We start from the raw sequence: 14,999 nt of genomic DNA, 5'->3' as shown, positions 1-14,999 counted from the left end.
AAAAAAGTGAAATAATATATATTAGATTACTTTTACGTTTACTGCGTTTAAACCTTTTCTTCCTTCCTGTAAATCGAATTCTACATTGTCACCTTCGCGAATTTCATCGATTAAACCAGAAATGTGAACAAAATGTTCCTTTTCTGAACCTTCTTCTGTTATAAATCCGAATCCTTTTGAATCGTTGAAGAATTTTACTGTTCCTGTACTCATTGTGTTAAATATTAAATTAATGTAATTGTGTAATCAAAATTAATGCCACAAAAAAAAGCCTATTTCAAAAAGCAATAGACTTTTCATTGTAAATCTTAAAGTATATATATTAAATAACTTTTACGTTTACTGCGTTTAAACCTTTTCTCCCTTCCTGAAGGTCAAATTCAACGTTATCGCCTTCACGAACTTCGTCAATTAATCCAGAAATGTGAACAAAATGTTCTTTGTTTGAACCTTCTTCAGTAATGAATCCATATCCTTTTGAATCATTAAAGAATTTTACTGTTCCTGTACTCATGTTAAAAAAATTAAATTATTAAAGCCACAAAGGTAGTGTTTAAAATAATTGTAAATCAATTATTTACGTTTTATTTTGTTTAAGCACGTAAATAATGTTTAAAAGGCTTGTAAACAGTAGTATAAGTTTGAAAAACTATTTTAAAAGTGTTAGGGTGTACTAGCGCAATACCAGTTTTTTTATAACTTCTTTACCCAATTCTTCATTTAGCATCGCAATTATTTTTTGCTTACCATAACTTAACTCTTCTCTAAGGACGCTTGAACTCAACTGAATATAAAGGGTATTACGTTCCAATTTTACAGCAGTAGTGTAATTATTAACGCCATTTCCCATAAGTTTTGCCCATGCTTCAGCAGCATTTACTTTGTCTAAACCTTTTTCCAGTTTATTGGTTTCAACAAATTCTTTTAAAGCATCTTTTATGCTGATATGTTCGTTGTGGCGTTTGGGCATAATTACTATTAACTATTTAGGATTCTGAAGTTTTGCTGTGTTTTACAAATTTAATACTTTTCTCAAATCTGAAATCTAACTACAGCTTAAATATCTCATAACTTTGATGCACCTGTTTCACAGCCTCTTCTGTTCTTTCAGCATGGGTGTCACTTATAAATAACTGTCCGAAATTTTCATCATCCACTAATTTAATAATTTGTGCAACGCGTTGTTCATCAAGCTTATCAAAAATATCATCCAATAGCAGAATAGGATTTACCCCGCTTTGCGTTTTAATAAAATCAAATTGTGCCAATTTCAGTGCAATTAAAAATGATTTTTGTTGTCCTTGACTTCCAAATTTTTTAACAGGATGTCCTTCAATATGAAACACTAAATCATCTTTATGAATCCCCACATTTGTGTATTGTAATGCCTTGTCTTTTGCAAGGCTTTCGTTTAGCAAGATGTTTAAATTATCTTTTGATAAATGACTTTCATATACCAAATTTACCTGCTCGTTTCCGTTGCTTATGGCTTCATAACGCATTTTAAAAATAGGAATAAATTCCTTTAAAAACGCATCTCTTTTTTCAAAAATAACAGTACCATATTTAGTTAATTGCTCATTGTAAACTTCTAGAGTGTCTGCATTAAACGTATGGTTTAGAGCAAAATACTTTAAAAGCGCATTGCGTTGCGCTAAAACCTTATTGTAATTAATAAGTTGTACTAAATAGCTTTTATCGCTTTGCGAGATAACACTATCCACAAATTTTCGGCGCGTACTACTGCCCTCAATAATCAAGTCTCTATCGGCAGGCGAAATAATTACAAGAGGCAAAAAGCCAATATGATCGCTAAACTTTTCATAAGCTTTACCATTGCGCTTTATCACTTTTTTTTGTCCACGTTTTAAGCTAACACTTACTTTTTCATGCTTTTCTTCCTTTTCATAATCGCCGTTAATCACAAAAAAATCTTCCGCGTGCTTTATATTTTGAAGTGCAATGGGGTTGAAATAACTTTTTCCGAAGGACAGATGATAAATGGCATCTAAAATATTTGTTTTTCCAACGCCATTGTTCCCAACGAAACAGTTTATTTTTTCATTGAAATTAAAGGATTGACTTTCAAAATTTTTATAGTTTACTAATGAAAGTGATTTTAAAATCATGCAGATGCCAACTTAAATGGGTTAAAATTCGAAAAATATAGCAAAAAGAAGTGCAAATTATTGAAAAATAACAAATAAATAGCCTTTTAGTTATGAAGAAAAATTATATTTTTGCGCGACGATAATTTTCAAGATATGGCAACTTATAAGAAACGAGGATATAAACCAAAAACCAAGGCTGAGAAGGAGCAAAATATAGAAGAGGGATCAACAACTGCTGAGGTTTTTAATACGCTAGATGAAACGGCTTCGAAAACAGAAGCATTTGTAGCCAAAAATCAAAAGTATATTTTCATTATTGTTGGTGTTGTAGCGGCAGCTGTTTTAGGCTCACTAGCTTACAAAGAATATGTTGCTAAACCCAAGCAAGTTAATGCTATGAACGATATGTTTCAGGCACAAAAGTTTTTTAACGATGCCGTAAATGGTGTTGCAAAAGATTCGTTGTTCAATTTGGCACTAAATGGTGGTGAAGGTAAATATGGGATGTTGGACATAATTAATGAATACAGTGGTACGCAGGCTGCAAATCTTGCTAATTATTATGCTGGCACTGCATATTTAAGATTAAAAGATTATAAAAACGCGGTAGCGTATTTAAGCGAATTTGAAAGTGATGATGAGGTTTTAGCTCCTTTAGCTAAAGGGAATATTGGTGATGCTTTTGTACAGCTTAACCAACCTGAGGATGCCTTAGGGTATTATGAAAAAGCCATCGCGCTTAGAGATAACGGTTACACAACACCAATGTATTTATACAAAGCAGGAGCTTTATCTTTAAAGTTAGGTCAAGCGGATAAAGCATTGGAGTATTTTAAACGCATAAAAGAAGATTACCCAGATTCTAGCGAAGCGTCTACTATAGATGTTTTTATTGGAAAAGCAGAGGTTTTAGCGAGTAAGTAATTCCATAAACATATGGCAACTACAAACTTATCAGATTACGATAAAAATACGGTCCCAGACGCGAATAAATTTCGGTTTGGGATTGTTGTTTCAGAATGGAACAGTAGTATTACTGAAGGTTTGTACAAGGGAGCTTACGACACGTTGATAGACCATGGTGTGCTACCAGCTAATATTGTGCGTTGGGATGTTCCAGGAAGTTTCGAGTTGATTTATGGCTGCAAAAAAATGCAGGAACAAATGGTTAATGCTGTTATCGCCATTGGTAGTGTAATTCAAGGGGAAACGAAACACTTCGATTTTGTTTGCGAAGGCGTAGCACAGGGTATAAAAGACCTTAACGTAATGCGTGAAACTCCGGTCATTTTTTGTGTTCTTACAGATAATACCATGCAACAGGCTATTGAGCGTTCTGGAGGTAAACATGGAAATAAAGGTACAGAGGCTGCTATTGCTGCTATTAAAATGGCGGAACTTCGTAGAAATAGCTAACCTTAATTTAATAACTTAAAAAACTAGATTTCTAGAGTATCGTCTTTGGATTTTGAAATTTTGTTTTTTACGATTTTGCTTCGGTTTTGTTAACAATTTTTAGCAGTAAACACCATTTTTTCTGTAGTTTTTTAAGTATTTTTGAGAGATAAGAGCATAACGTGTTTAAGCAGCGAAAACATAAAACCTTTGATTATAAACCCCGTTTTTCAAAAGATAATGCTGAGGATGAAGTAGAAGAAGAAAAAAGGGAATTCGTATCAAAATGGCGAAAAGAAAAGGGCAGTAAAGTTAGAGGAGGTATGTCGATACGCTTTTTAATTTTGGCTTTGGTATTATTATTGATTTGTATGATTTGGTTGGAGTCGAAAATCAACTAATTAAAAACTTAAGATTATGGGACCTATAAAATTTACTTTAATTAAGAGATTGCCTAGAAATAAAAGGTTTAATTATACCCCACGCCATTACAAAGGAAAAGAAGATACTGATGAATTGCAGTATGCAACAAAGTTCGATGCCTACGCTGACAACTATAACAAAAATGACTTTTCGGGACAATGGCATGAAATCAGACAAAAGAGTAGAAACAGAGATAATTCTGGATTTAATAAAACAATCCTATTTTTAGTTTTAGTTTTTGTTCTAATTTTTTTATTCATTATCGATTTCGATTTATCTATTTTCTTTTCATCATAACGAAGCTTTACTGAGTTTGTATCATCAAGGTGTTGTTAATTTAGAGCAAAACAATTTTTAATTTTTAAATGCCCATTATGGGCTTTCATAATTTTATATGTCAGATGTCATTCAACTTTTACCAGACCACGTTGCTAACCAAATAGCCGCTGGAGAAGTTGTACAACGGCCTTCTTCAGTGGTTAAGGAATTATTGGAAAACGCTATTGATGCTGGGGCAGATGTTATTAAACTCATTGTTAAAGATGCAGGAAAGACGCTTATTCAAGTTATAGACAATGGCAAAGGCATGAGTGTTACCGATGCCCGTTTAAGTTTTGAGCGTCATGCTACCTCGAAAATTAGAAATGCCGATGATTTATTTCAATTAAACACCAAAGGATTTAGAGGAGAGGCTTTGGCGAGTATAGCTGCCATTGCCCATGTGGAATTGAAAACAAAACAGGAAGTTGATGATGTTGGTACTAGTATTGTGATTGAAGGAAGCGAAGTAACGTCTCAAGACGTTGTAGTGACGCCAAAAGGCACTTCGATTTCAGTAAAAAATCTGTTTTTTAATATGCCAGCGCGTCGTAATTTTTTAAAATCCAATACAGTAGAATTACGTCATATTATTGATGAATTTCATAGGGTAGCGCTTGCGCATCCTAATATTAGTTTCTCATTGTTCAATAATGGAAGTGAAACCTTTAATTTACCAGTTAGTAATTATCGCCAGCGCATTGTAAACATTTTTGGCAATAAAACCAATGAGAAGTTAGTGCCTGTTGAAGAGGATACTGAGGTTTTAAAGATTTCAGGATTTGTGGGAAAGCCAGAATTTGCTAAGAAAACAAGGGGAGAGCAATACTTTTTCGTCAACAATCGATTTATCAAAAGTGCCTATCTCAATCATGCCATTTTATCTGCTTTTGAAGGGCTTTTGAAAACGGGCACGCACCCAAGTTACTTTTTAAATCTAAAGGTAAATCCACAAACTATTGATATTAACATTCATCCAACTAAAACAGAAATTAAGTTTGACGATGAACATACCTTATACGCCATTTTACGTTCGGCGGTAAAACATAGTTTGGGCCAGTTTAATATTGCGCCGGTTCTAGATTTTGAACGTGATGCTACTTTAGATACACCTTACAATAAAAATAATGTTGGAACCAGTCCACCAAAAATAGAAGTGGATAGTAATTTTAATCCGTTTCAGGAAGCTAAACCAAAACATGGCAGACAAACTACCACATTTAAACAAACTCCAGATAATTGGGATAGTTTGTATGTGGGATTAGAGTCCAAAAGTAACGGTGAGCCTTCCGATTTTAGTGAACTTACTTTTGAAAGTGAAGAAAAAACCAGTGCATTATTTGAAGAAAACGAAACTTCTGACACTGCAAATTCTACCTTTCAATTGCATAATAAATACATTATAAGCGCCATAAAATCTGGTATGTTGGTTATAGATCAGCACAGGGCACATCAGCGAATTTTGTATGAGGATTTTTTAAAGGACATAACGGTTAAGGAAGGAGTAAGTCAGCAATTATTGTTTCCATTGGAATTACATTTTTCATCGCAAGAAATGGAAATAGTGAAGCACTTGCAGCAGGATTTGGAACATACAGGTTTTGTGTTTTCAAATGTCACGGATGAATCCATAGAAATTAAAGGTGTGCCTGTAACAGTACCTGAAAGTGAAATTTCTATCATTTTAGAGCAGTTGATTAGTGATGTGCAAAATGAAGTGCCTGATGCTAATTTTAGTGCTACCGATTTGTTAGCAAAATCCATGGCAAAAAGTTTAGCCATCAAGACAGGGCAATCACTGCAAAAAGATGAGCAAGAACATATTGTAAACAAGTTATTTGCTTGTAAAGAACCTAATGTTTCACCTACTAATAGAGTTACTTTTATTACTGTGGGTACAGATGAATTAGATAAAAAGTTTATTTAGATTATGATGAGGATTACAGATACCGTAAAGCATTTAATTATCATTAATGTGATAATGTTTGTGGGGACAATAGCAATTGGGAATGACCTTTTTTCTAATTGGTTTACAATGTATTTTCCAAAAAACCCGGCGTTTCAGCCGTGGCAAATTGTAACACACATGTTTATGCATGGTGGGTTAATGCACTTAGCACTTAATATGTTTGGATTGTGGATGTTTGGCTCTCCTGTGGAGCAAGCTTTAGGTTCCAAGCGTTTTTTATTCATTTACTTTTCGGCTGGATTAGGGGCTTTAGCTTTACAGTTAGGGGAATATTATTTTAGGTTTTTACCAACATTTAACGAATTAGTGACTTCAGGTTATACTGAATCGGAACTTATTAAATCACTGTCATCAGGGGTTCCTCCAACAGGTGTTTCTAGAGTTCAATTTGAGCAGTTGGAAGATATTTTTCAAATTTTTAATACTGGTATGGTAGGGGCATCGGGATGTTTAATGGGAATCATAGCAGCTTTCGGTATTATGAACCCCAATGCTGAATTAATGTTGATTTTTTTACCAATACCTGTAAAAGCAAAATATTTTATTCCAGGTATACTTATTCTTGAAACTTTTCTGGGTCTTTCAGGACAATCTATTTTTGGAGGTGTAAACATTGCACACTTTGCCCACGTAGGTGGAGCTATAACAGGAGCAATCATCATGTGGTACTGGAAAAAAACACAGTTTAACCGAAATCGTTGGTATTAATGACATCTTTAAATCAAGACATAAAAGATAAACTGTCACGATTAAATATATTAGAGAAAATAATCGTGATTAACGTTGCTGTTTTTCTTTTAAGTTTAGTGTTTTCTCCCTTAATATCTTGGTTGCAATTACCTGTTGAATTTAGTAAGCTAATCTTAAAGCCATGGAGTATTATTACTTATGCTTTTGTGCATAGTGGTTGGTCGCACATAATTTTCAATATGTTGCTGTTGTACTTTGTTGGGCGGATGTTTTTAAACTTGTTTTCGTCTAAAATGGCATTGAATATTTACTTTTTAGGAGGTATTAGTGGGGCAATTATATATCTATTGTTTTACGATTTTTTACCAAAGAGTAATCCAAGAGATGCTTTGGTCGGTGCATCAGCTTCAGTAATAGCAGTATTAATTTTTTTATGTACTTATATGCCGCAACAGGAAGTGCGCATTTTCACATTCAATATTAAATTATGGTATATAGGTGCTTTTTTTGTTACTATTGATGCACTAAGGCTTTTTGGAGATAATGGTGGTGGTTATTTAGCACATTTGGGAGGTGCGTTATTGGGTTTTGTTTATGCAAAACAACTTACCAAAGGGAATGATATTGGTAAAGGATTTGAAAAATTCATGGATACTATCATCAGTTTTTTTAAGTTTAAAAAGAAAAGTCCTCTTAAAACCGTACACAAAAATAAAAGTAAGGTTGGTGGATATACTAAAGCCGATTTTAAAGAGTTTAACAACCAGAAGAAAGTGGATGTTATCTTAGATAAAATCAGTAAAAGTGGTTATGATAGTCTAACCGCTGAAGAAAAGGATTTTCTCTTTAGAGCAGGAAAATAGTAAATGGTATTTGATAGTTGACCGTTGACGGAAGCCTTTAATTTATGTTGTAATATGAAGTTTAAGTTTGAAAAACTAAAAATATGGCAGAAGTCAATGGAAATGGGTGAAGATGTAAATCTTCTTGTAGATAGATTTCCAGCTAAGGAGAAATATAATTTATCTTCGCAACTTTTACGAGCAATGGATTCAGTTGCACTTAATATTTCAGAAGGTTCAATAGGGCAATCGAATTTGGAGCAAAATAAATTTGTCGGATATGCCATCAGATCATTGGCTGAGGTGGTGACTTGTTTACATAAAGCTAAATACAGGAGTTATATAAATGAAAGTCAATTTGAAAAGTATTATGATGAGGCGTTTTATCTCATGAATATGATGGTCGCTTTCAGGAATAACCTTAAATAACTTCGGTCACCAAGCAACGGTCATCAAGCGTTGAATAACTATGAAAAAAGCAAGTTTTATTGATAAAGTACTTTGGTTCATCAATAGAATATTAGCTATAGTGCTCCTGCTATCTTATGTTTTGCCCTTCTTGCCTCCAAAAACATTTTCTATACTTTCCGTTTTAAGTTTAGGTGTAGCATTTTTAATTCTAATAAATGTCCTGTTCTTTTTGTATTGGCTGGTAAAGTTGAAAAAAAAGTTTATGTTATCCCTTGTGGTTTTGGCTATTGGTTACTTTTCATTTGGGTCGCTTTACAAGTTTTCATCCTCAAAGCAGGTGGACACCGAAGGGAATTTTAAAGTGATGAATTTTAACGTGCGCTTGTTTAATTTGTACAAATGGATTCCTAAAGATAGTATTGAAACTAAAATTGTTGACCTGATAAAAACAGAAGCTCCAGACATTTTAAGCTTACAGGAATATCATCCCCATAAAAATGTAGATTTGTCTTTTTACAAGTATAAATATGAAAAGCTATCTGGAAAAAAGACCAAATACGGACAAGCCATTTTCTCAAATTTTCCAATAGTGAATTCTGGTTCGGTAGAGTTTCCTGAAACATCCAATAATGCCATATATGCCGATGTTCAAATACAATCAGATACGGTTCGCGTATATAATGTGCACCTGGAATCTATGCGAATAGATACAAAAGCAGAAAGTCTAAAAAAGGAAAATTCGGAGCGACTGTTTAAGCGTGTAGGAAACACATTTAAGATGCAGCAATTTCAAACGGAACTATTCTTATTGCATAAAGAGCAATGTCCTTACAGAATGATTATTTGCGGCGATTTTAATAATACTGCCTTTTCATATGTTTACAGGAATATTAAAGGCGATTTAAATGACACCTTCAAGGAGGCTGGTAATGGATTTGGACGCACCTATGATTTTAAATTTTTTCCTATTAGAATTGATTTTATCTTAGCTGATGAAGACTTTGATGTAAACGGGTTTAAGGCATATAATGCGCATTATTCAGACCATTATCCTATTATGACTACTTTAGATTTGAAGGGTTAAATCTTATTAGATAAAAGTGCAATCTACCACATCAGCAATAATGTGAATTACCAATCCTAAGCCTACTATTCGAGATTTCTTTGGGAAGCATAAAAAAATATAAAACAAAATAGCGAAAGAGGAGTGCAACGGATGGAAGCCTATACTGCATCTGTTGGGATCGAAAATTGGGCTAGCCAGTAAATGATCTATATCAATCAAAAATCCAGCAAGCATGATGAGATATGCTATTTTCCAATTTACTTTAAAAAAGAGTACTGCTACCAAAAGAGGTAACAGAAGATGACAACCGTAATGTGCTATGGGCTGAATCATATTATATAGCGATGGCTTGAGACTCTAAATAATTTAAGGTATTAGGGCCTTCATTAAACAACAAATCTAGAATACTAAGATTTGGTATAAAACCATGCTTATTGTGGAACACTTGCGTGTAATTTTCAAAACCAAAATCAAGTTCATTTTTGGCATCAACCAAAAACCTAAAATCGGTTTGGTCGATTAATGTTTTTTCAAAAGATTTAGTTCTTGTAGTTTCTATTTCCAGTTGTAAGCAATCACATATGGTTTGAAAACATTTCAAATTAAAGTTCATTAAATGTGTTTCGGCTTCAAAAAACAAAGGCCTTAGTTCGTCTTCATAAAATTCAAAAAAGGGAGAGGTGCGGTAGGCAGATTCTAATGATTTCCAATGTTGCAATTGCCATTTTTCGGCATTAAAAATCTTTACATCCTTGTAAAGTTGTCTGTTTTTTTGGGAATAAATTACGGGGATAGTCAAGGATAATTTACCATTGGCGCCATAAATATAGCATCTGTTGCGATAGGTTTGTTTTACAAAACTATCGGCAAGTTCAAAAGTGGTTTGTTCAGATTGTGCAATAGCCGAAAAGTGAGCAATATTTGGAAAATATGTGGGATGAATGAGTATATCCATTAAACTTCAATTTTCCAGTTTATGTTTTATGACTTCGCTTTTTTACGTTTGCGCCACTTGTTAAACCCAATCCAACCCAATAACAACACCAAAAATGGAATTAAGTATGAAATTGGTTTACCTTCTCCATGAACTGTGGTAAAGAAACGTTCCCATCTTGCATTTGGGAAGCCGTCCCAACTCATCCACACAAAAACAGCTTTTCCAAACACATGGTCAAATGGTACAAAGCCCCAACGTCTGGCATCTATGGAATTATGGCGGTTATCACCCATCATCCAATAGTAATCTTGCTTGAATGTATAAGTGTTAGCTACTTCGCCATTAATTAGAATTTGATTCCCTTGAACTTTTAAGGTGTTGCCTTCATATTCAGTAATAACACGTTTGTATAATGGTAAAACCTCTAAATTAATATCGATTGTAGCGTCTTTTTTAGGGATATATAATGGACCGAAAAAATCTATATTCCAATTGTAGTCAGGGTGGTCAGGAAAAATATCTGCTCCCTTAACACCTTTTTCTTTTTTGTTTATAACAATATTTTGAACATTTGGATGATTTTTGAATTGTGCAGCGGCTTCATCCGAAATTGCCGAGAAGTAATATGTGTTTTGCTGATTTATAATCCCAAAACCATCTGTGATATCATACCGTTCCTTTAAGTATTTTGGATTAAATTGATTTGTTTTTGGCTGAACCAGGTAACTAAATTGAAGCCTAGCCCTGTCAGGTAATTCATTCTGTTTACCATTGATGAAGACAAAACCATTTCTTACTTCTAAAGAATCTCCTGGCAGGCCAACACATCGCTTTACTAAGTTAGTTTTTTTATCTATTGGTTTATAATAGTTTCTATCTGGTGTAAAATCATTCATATCCAGCAATGTATCCGCTGGTTGATTGAACACCACAATATCGTTGCGATTAATTTTTTGAAATCCCGGGATTCTAGTGTATGGTAGCTGTAATTTGTTTTTCCATGAGCCACTTTCTATATGATCATCAAATAAATAAGATTTCTTACCTCCAAAGGGAATAGGGATTTTTACACCTTTAATTTTAATTCGTTTAGGAATGCTATCATGAACCATTGGTAATGCAACGGTAGTCATAGGTACTCTGGCACCGTAATGAAACTTGCTTACAAACAGAAAATCTCCAACCAATAGCGATTTTTCTAAAGATGAAGATGGAATAGTGAATGGCTGCATAAAATAGGTATGTACTATAGTTGCAGCTACTATTGCGAATAATATAGAGCTTGTCCACTCTCCAGAGCTGGATTTTGGCATCAAGCTTCTGTCTTCAACGTACGTTACATCAGCTAGATAATTCAAATAATAATTGTAAAACCCTAAAGTAACAATAGCTAAAAAGGTATCTAGATATGTGTTTTTACCAAAGCTTCTGGCGGTTTCTACCCAAACTACCATGAGCATAATGAGATTTACAATAGGTAAGAAGAGCAAAATAATCCACCACCAAGGGCGATTGATAATTTTCATTAACACAACGCCATTGTATACAGGAACAAATGCTTCCCAAGCTTGCCGTCCAGCTTTAATATAAAGTTTCCATGTGCCTAATCCATGGATGATTTGAATGATTAATAAAAATACAAGCCACTGAGTAAGAGTCATCTTTTAATCTTTTTTAAAACGCTCATTAGAGCGAAAAACGTAATTCTTGTTACAATAATTAATGCTGTTAACCAATATTTAACACATCGTTCATAGTGAAAATTCCTGTTTTCCCAACTAGCCATTCCGCTGCTACAACGGCACCAAGTGCAAAACCTTGACGATTATGGGCAATGTGTTCTATGGATATAGTGTCAACTTCACTTTCATAATTAACGGTGTGTGTTCCAGGAACATCAGCAATACGTTTTGCCGTAATAGGAATAGTTTTTCCAGCTGCATCATCCAATTTCCAAGCTTTATAATTTTCATTGTTTTCAATAACACCTTCCGCTAAAGTAATAGCAGTTCCGCTTGGTGCATCCAATTTTTTAGTGTGATGGATTTCCTCCATGGTAACTTTATATTGAGACAGATTGCTCATCATTTTAGCTAAGTTTTTGTTCAACTCAAAAAATATATTGACACCTAAACTAAAATTTGAAGCATATATAAATGCACCGTTTTTCTCTTTGCATAACGCCACGGCGTTATCGTAATCTGCTAACCATCCTGTAGTTCCAGAAACCACAGGAACGCCATGTTTTAAACAATTTGAAATATTACCGAATGCTACTGATGGTATACTAAAATCAATAGCTACATCGGCTTTTGTGATGTCGTAATCGGTATCGTCCTTATCTATTTTTAAAACAATGTTGTGCCCTCTGCTAATTGCAATTTTTTCAATGGTTTGCCCCATTCTGCCATATCCTAGTAAAGCTATATTCATATGTCTTACTTAATGTTCATTATGGATTAAAATTTCCAGTTTAAACTCAGTCCTACGGTACTGCTCATATCCATGTCGTTCAGTTCGTAATGTGGCGCTAAGGTAAGATTTTCATCCACATTATATTGTAATAAATGCGCATCAACGTTGGCATCAATAATATTTAAGGCGTATAGCCCAATAGTCACCAAAAGCGAAACCTCTTTATTTCGCCTAAACAACTCCTGCGCTCTAATTAAGCCATCATCGGTAACTCTTGGAGATGATAGCTGATTGCCTTGAGAATCGAAATAAAACTCATCATCTTGGAAACCAGCCAATCGTCGTCTATACGCATCGCGATACCTTCTGTATTCTTTGTCGTTGGTCAAATAGAAATACATGCCAGTACCCAATGCACCATAAACAATGGGGATTTTCCAATATTTTTTGTTGTAAGCTTGCCCTAAACCAGGTAAAACCGCAGATAGAAATGCCGCTTTTGCAGGTCTTAAAGGGTCAATTGGTTTGGTTTTTACTATGGTGTCTTTAATTACTACAGCTTCTGGAATGCTATCTTGTGTTGGTTTATCTTTTTCTTGGGAAAAGGAAATAAAGCAACAAAACAGAGTGATAAAACCTGCTAAAAAGAGTTTATTTGGCACGCTGCACTAATTTTTTAATTCGGTTGAAATCTTCTTCGGAATGAAAAGGGATAATAATTTTACCTTTCCCATTTTTAGAGACTTTAACGTCAATTTTATGTCCAAAGTATTCCGAAAATTCTTTTATGCCTTTTTTAACATGTTTTGGAATATCTTCTGAATCGCTAAGTTTTGAAGAAGATTGAACACTTTCGGCGTCCGGATTATTATGCTGCCTTATCAATTCTTCAGTCTCTCTTACCGAAAGTTTTTCTGATAAGATGTTTTCATAAATATCAAGTTGCTCGCTTTGGTCTTCTACAGAAATTAATGCGCGACCGTGACCCATCGAAATGAACCCATCTCGCATACCCGTTTGAATAATAGGATCTAGTTTTAGCAAGCGCAAATAATTTGCAATGGTAGAACGCTTTTTCCCTACACGCTCACTCATTTGTTCTTGCGTAAGATTTATTTCATCTATTAATCGTTGATAGGATAGCGCGATTTCAATCGGGTCTAAATCTTGGCGTTGAATATTTTCAACTAGAGCCATTTCCAACGATTCTTGATCGTTAGCGATTCTAATATAAGCAGGAATAGTTTGTAAACCTACTAATTTAGACGCCCGATAACGACGCTCACCAGACACTAATTGATATTTGTTAAACTCTATCTTTCTAACTGTGATAGGTTGGATGATTCCCAGTTCGCGTATAGACGATGCTAATTCCTGTAAAGATTCTTCGCTAAAATTTGTACGAGGCTGAAACGGATTTACTTCAATGGATGCGATATCTAATTCAACAATATTACCAATAACCTTATCAGCATCTTTATCTTGAACAGATTGGATATCATTACTTGGGTCTTTTAGAAGCGCAGATAAGCCTCTACCTAAAGCCTGTTTCTTTGTTGCCTTCGCCATAATTTAGGAGTTTTTAGTAATAATTTCTTCAGCTAAACTTAAGTAATTACTAGCACCTTTACTACCAGCATCATAATTAATGATGCTTTCACCGTAACTAGGTGCTTCACTTAAACGTACATTTCGTTGAATTATGGTGTTAAATACCATATCATTAAAATGTTTTTGTACTTCTTCCACCACTTGGTTTGATAATCTTAAGCGCGAATCATACATAGTAAGCAATAGTCCTTCATAATTTAACGTAGGATTATGCACTTTTTGTACACTTTTGATGGTATTCAATAATTTACCTAAGCCTTCCAAAGCAAAATATTCGCATTGAATAGGAATTAAAACTGAATCTGCAGCTGTTAGTGCATTTAAAGTTAATAAACCTAAAGATGGCGCACAATCAATCAAAATATAATCGTAATTATCTTTTATAGCACCCAATGCTTTTTTAAGCATATACTCACGCTCATCTTTATCAACCAACTCTATTTCAATAGCTACTAAATCAATATGCGCAGGTATAATATCCAAATTTGGCGTTTCCGTAGCAATTATAGATTCCTTAGCAGAATTTGTATGCTCTAAAAGCTGGTATGTACCTACTTCAACACTTTCTACATCAATGCCCAATCCGGAAGTAGCATTAGCTTGAGGATCGGCATCTATCAACAGCACTTTTTTCTCTAAAACACCTAATGAAGCCGCTAGATTCACAGAAGTTGTGGTTTTACCCACGCCTCCTTTTTGATTAGCAATTGCAATGATTTTGCCCATGGATTGATTTGGTTTTTTAATGCGTAAAAATACAATTATTTGTGAGTAATAAAAACCTAACTTGTTAACATAGGTTGGATAACTT

Annotated in this window: 20 protein-coding genes; 9 read left to right on the top strand and 11 right to left on the bottom strand. The window is 34.2% G+C overall.

The features are described from left to right. Positions 1 to 21 precede the first annotated feature (21 nt). The 4 genes from EYD45_RS05515 to recF form a co-directional block, all read right to left on the bottom strand. Positions 22 to 213, bottom strand: a complete 192-nt coding sequence (locus tag EYD45_RS05515; protein WP_130963395.1) for a cold-shock protein — start codon at positions 211 to 213, stop codon at positions 22 to 24. 109 nt (positions 214 to 322) lie between these two features. Then, entirely contained in the window at positions 323 to 514 is a 192-nt protein-coding gene (locus tag EYD45_RS05510; RefSeq protein ID WP_130963393.1) for a cold-shock protein, read from the bottom strand. A gap of 159 nt (positions 515 to 673) precedes the next feature. After that, positions 674 to 970, bottom strand: coding sequence for a DUF721 domain-containing protein (locus EYD45_RS05505; RefSeq protein WP_130963391.1), 297 nt, complete (start codon positions 968 to 970; stop codon positions 674 to 676). Positions 971 to 1,049: 79 nt separating this feature from the next. Further along, complete coding sequence (recF, locus tag EYD45_RS05500; RefSeq protein WP_130963389.1) at positions 1,050 to 2,129, bottom strand: DNA replication/repair protein RecF; 1,080 nt, start codon at positions 2,127 to 2,129, stop codon at positions 1,050 to 1,052. Positions 2,130 to 2,264: 135 nt separating this feature from the next. Between recF and EYD45_RS05495 the strand changes: the two genes are divergently transcribed. The 9 genes from EYD45_RS05495 to EYD45_RS05455 all read left to right on the top strand — a co-directional run bounded on the left by EYD45_RS05495 (position 2,265) and on the right by EYD45_RS05455 (position 9,243). Continuing rightward, entirely contained in the window at positions 2,265 to 3,035 is a 771-nt protein-coding gene (locus EYD45_RS05495; RefSeq protein WP_130963727.1) for a tetratricopeptide repeat protein, read from the top strand. Positions 3,036 to 3,047: 12 nt separating this feature from the next. Further along, positions 3,048 to 3,527 carry a 6,7-dimethyl-8-ribityllumazine synthase gene (gene ribH / locus EYD45_RS05490; RefSeq protein ID WP_130963387.1) on the top strand — a complete coding sequence of 160 codons (480 nt, stop codon included), beginning with the start codon at positions 3,048 to 3,050 and terminating at the stop codon, positions 3,525 to 3,527. A gap of 161 nt (positions 3,528 to 3,688) precedes the next feature. Beyond that, positions 3,689 to 3,907: a hypothetical protein gene (locus tag EYD45_RS05485; RefSeq protein ID WP_130963386.1), complete on the top strand. Its 219-nt coding sequence runs from the start codon at positions 3,689 to 3,691 to the stop codon at positions 3,905 to 3,907. Between the two features lie 16 nt (positions 3,908 to 3,923). Further along, entirely contained in the window at positions 3,924 to 4,226 is a 303-nt protein-coding gene (locus EYD45_RS05480; protein WP_130963384.1) for a hypothetical protein, read from the top strand. 97 nt (positions 4,227 to 4,323) lie between these two features. After that, entirely contained in the window at positions 4,324 to 6,174 is a 1,851-nt protein-coding gene (gene mutL / locus EYD45_RS05475) for a DNA mismatch repair endonuclease MutL (RefSeq protein WP_130963383.1), read from the top strand. A 3-nt stretch (positions 6,175 to 6,177) separates the two neighbouring features. Continuing rightward, a complete protein-coding gene (locus tag EYD45_RS05470; protein WP_130963381.1) occupies positions 6,178 to 6,924 on the top strand; it encodes a rhomboid family intramembrane serine protease in 747 nt (248 codons plus the stop codon). Beyond that, positions 6,924 to 7,769 (top strand): rhomboid family protein, encoded by an 846-nt coding sequence (locus EYD45_RS05465; RefSeq protein WP_130963379.1) that lies wholly within the window; start codon positions 6,924 to 6,926, stop codon positions 7,767 to 7,769. Before EYD45_RS05470 ends, EYD45_RS05465 begins: the two co-directional genes overlap by 1 nt. Before the next feature lie 54 nt (positions 7,770 to 7,823). Further along, positions 7,824 to 8,177 (top strand): four helix bundle protein, encoded by a 354-nt coding sequence (locus EYD45_RS05460; RefSeq protein ID WP_130963377.1) that lies wholly within the window; start codon positions 7,824 to 7,826, stop codon positions 8,175 to 8,177. 40 nt (positions 8,178 to 8,217) lie between these two features. After that, positions 8,218 to 9,243, top strand: a complete 1,026-nt coding sequence (locus EYD45_RS05455) for an endonuclease/exonuclease/phosphatase family protein (RefSeq protein WP_130963376.1) — start codon at positions 8,218 to 8,220, stop codon at positions 9,241 to 9,243. 6 nt (positions 9,244 to 9,249) lie between these two features. Here EYD45_RS05455 and EYD45_RS05450 read toward each other — a convergent pair whose 3' ends face one another. The 7 genes from EYD45_RS05450 to EYD45_RS05420 all read right to left on the bottom strand — a co-directional run bounded on the left by EYD45_RS05450 (position 9,250) and on the right by EYD45_RS05420 (position 14,914). Next, positions 9,250 to 9,558: a DUF6122 family protein gene (locus tag EYD45_RS05450; RefSeq protein WP_130963374.1), complete on the bottom strand. Its 309-nt coding sequence runs from the start codon at positions 9,556 to 9,558 to the stop codon at positions 9,250 to 9,252. A gap of 1 nt (position 9,559) precedes the next feature. Next, positions 9,560 to 10,180, bottom strand: coding sequence for a WbqC family protein (locus tag EYD45_RS05445; RefSeq protein WP_130963373.1), 621 nt, complete (start codon positions 10,178 to 10,180; stop codon positions 9,560 to 9,562). 26 nt (positions 10,181 to 10,206) lie between these two features. Continuing rightward, entirely contained in the window at positions 10,207 to 11,823 is a 1,617-nt protein-coding gene (gene lepB / locus EYD45_RS05440) for a signal peptidase I (protein WP_130963371.1), read from the bottom strand. 67 nt (positions 11,824 to 11,890) lie between these two features. Next, positions 11,891 to 12,595, bottom strand: a complete 705-nt coding sequence (dapB, locus tag EYD45_RS05435; protein ID WP_130963370.1) for a 4-hydroxy-tetrahydrodipicolinate reductase — start codon at positions 12,593 to 12,595, stop codon at positions 11,891 to 11,893. A gap of 26 nt (positions 12,596 to 12,621) precedes the next feature. Further along, positions 12,622 to 13,239 carry a DUF5683 domain-containing protein gene (locus tag EYD45_RS05430; RefSeq protein ID WP_130963368.1) on the bottom strand — a complete coding sequence of 206 codons (618 nt, stop codon included), beginning with the start codon at positions 13,237 to 13,239 and terminating at the stop codon, positions 12,622 to 12,624. Continuing rightward, positions 13,229 to 14,146, bottom strand: coding sequence for a ParB/RepB/Spo0J family partition protein (locus EYD45_RS05425; RefSeq protein WP_130963366.1), 918 nt, complete (start codon positions 14,144 to 14,146; stop codon positions 13,229 to 13,231). Before EYD45_RS05425 ends, EYD45_RS05430 begins: the two co-directional genes overlap by 11 nt. Positions 14,147 to 14,149: 3 nt before the next feature. Beyond that, the gene (locus EYD45_RS05420) at positions 14,150 to 14,914 is read right to left on the bottom strand and encodes a ParA family protein (protein WP_130963365.1); all 765 of its coding nucleotides are present in this window, start codon (positions 14,912 to 14,914) and stop codon (positions 14,150 to 14,152) included. Positions 14,915 to 14,999: the final 85 nt, after the last annotated feature.

The sequence above is a fragment of the Hyunsoonleella flava genome, from assembly GCF_004310325.1.
Lineage (GTDB): Bacteria > Bacteroidota > Bacteroidia > Flavobacteriales > Flavobacteriaceae > Jejuia > Jejuia flava.
This window is presented reverse-complemented; position numbering and strand designations above follow the sequence as displayed.

What these genes read in the sequence shown, in the direction of transcription:
- EYD45_RS05465 (WP_130963379.1), top strand. Translation starts at nt 6,924, where the DNA reads ATGACATCTTTAAATCAAGACATAAAAGATAAACTGTCACGATTAAAT.
- lepB (WP_130963371.1), bottom strand. Translation starts at nt 11,823, where the DNA reads ATGACTCTTACTCAGTGGCTTGTATTTTTATTAATCATTCAAATCATC.
- EYD45_RS05505 (WP_130963391.1), bottom strand. Translation starts at nt 970, where the DNA reads ATGCCCAAACGCCACAACGAACATATCAGCATAAAAGATGCTTTAAAA.
- mutL (WP_130963383.1), top strand. Translation starts at nt 4,324, where the DNA reads ATGTCAGATGTCATTCAACTTTTACCAGACCACGTTGCTAACCAAATA.
- EYD45_RS05420 (WP_130963365.1), bottom strand. Translation starts at nt 14,914, where the DNA reads ATGGGCAAAATCATTGCAATTGCTAATCAAAAAGGAGGCGTGGGTAAA.
- recF (WP_130963389.1), bottom strand. Translation starts at nt 2,129, where the DNA reads ATGATTTTAAAATCACTTTCATTAGTAAACTATAAAAATTTTGAAAGT.
- EYD45_RS05460 (WP_130963377.1), top strand. Translation starts at nt 7,824, where the DNA reads ATGAAGTTTAAGTTTGAAAAACTAAAAATATGGCAGAAGTCAATGGAA.
- EYD45_RS05455 (WP_130963376.1), top strand. Translation starts at nt 8,218, where the DNA reads ATGAAAAAAGCAAGTTTTATTGATAAAGTACTTTGGTTCATCAATAGA.
- EYD45_RS05480 (WP_130963384.1), top strand. Translation starts at nt 3,924, where the DNA reads ATGGGACCTATAAAATTTACTTTAATTAAGAGATTGCCTAGAAATAAA.
- EYD45_RS05495 (WP_130963727.1), top strand. Translation starts at nt 2,265, where the DNA reads ATGGCAACTTATAAGAAACGAGGATATAAACCAAAAACCAAGGCTGAG.
- dapB (WP_130963370.1), bottom strand. Translation starts at nt 12,595, where the DNA reads ATGAATATAGCTTTACTAGGATATGGCAGAATGGGGCAAACCATTGAA.
- EYD45_RS05450 (WP_130963374.1), bottom strand. Translation starts at nt 9,558, where the DNA reads ATGATTCAGCCCATAGCACATTACGGTTGTCATCTTCTGTTACCTCTT.
- ribH (WP_130963387.1), top strand. Translation starts at nt 3,048, where the DNA reads ATGGCAACTACAAACTTATCAGATTACGATAAAAATACGGTCCCAGAC.
- EYD45_RS05425 (WP_130963366.1), bottom strand. Translation starts at nt 14,146, where the DNA reads ATGGCGAAGGCAACAAAGAAACAGGCTTTAGGTAGAGGCTTATCTGCG.
- EYD45_RS05510 (WP_130963393.1), bottom strand. Translation starts at nt 514, where the DNA reads ATGAGTACAGGAACAGTAAAATTCTTTAATGATTCAAAAGGATATGGA.
- EYD45_RS05470 (WP_130963381.1), top strand. Translation starts at nt 6,178, where the DNA reads ATGATGAGGATTACAGATACCGTAAAGCATTTAATTATCATTAATGTG.
- EYD45_RS05445 (WP_130963373.1), bottom strand. Translation starts at nt 10,180, where the DNA reads ATGGATATACTCATTCATCCCACATATTTTCCAAATATTGCTCACTTT.
- EYD45_RS05515 (WP_130963395.1), bottom strand. Translation starts at nt 213, where the DNA reads ATGAGTACAGGAACAGTAAAATTCTTCAACGATTCAAAAGGATTCGGA.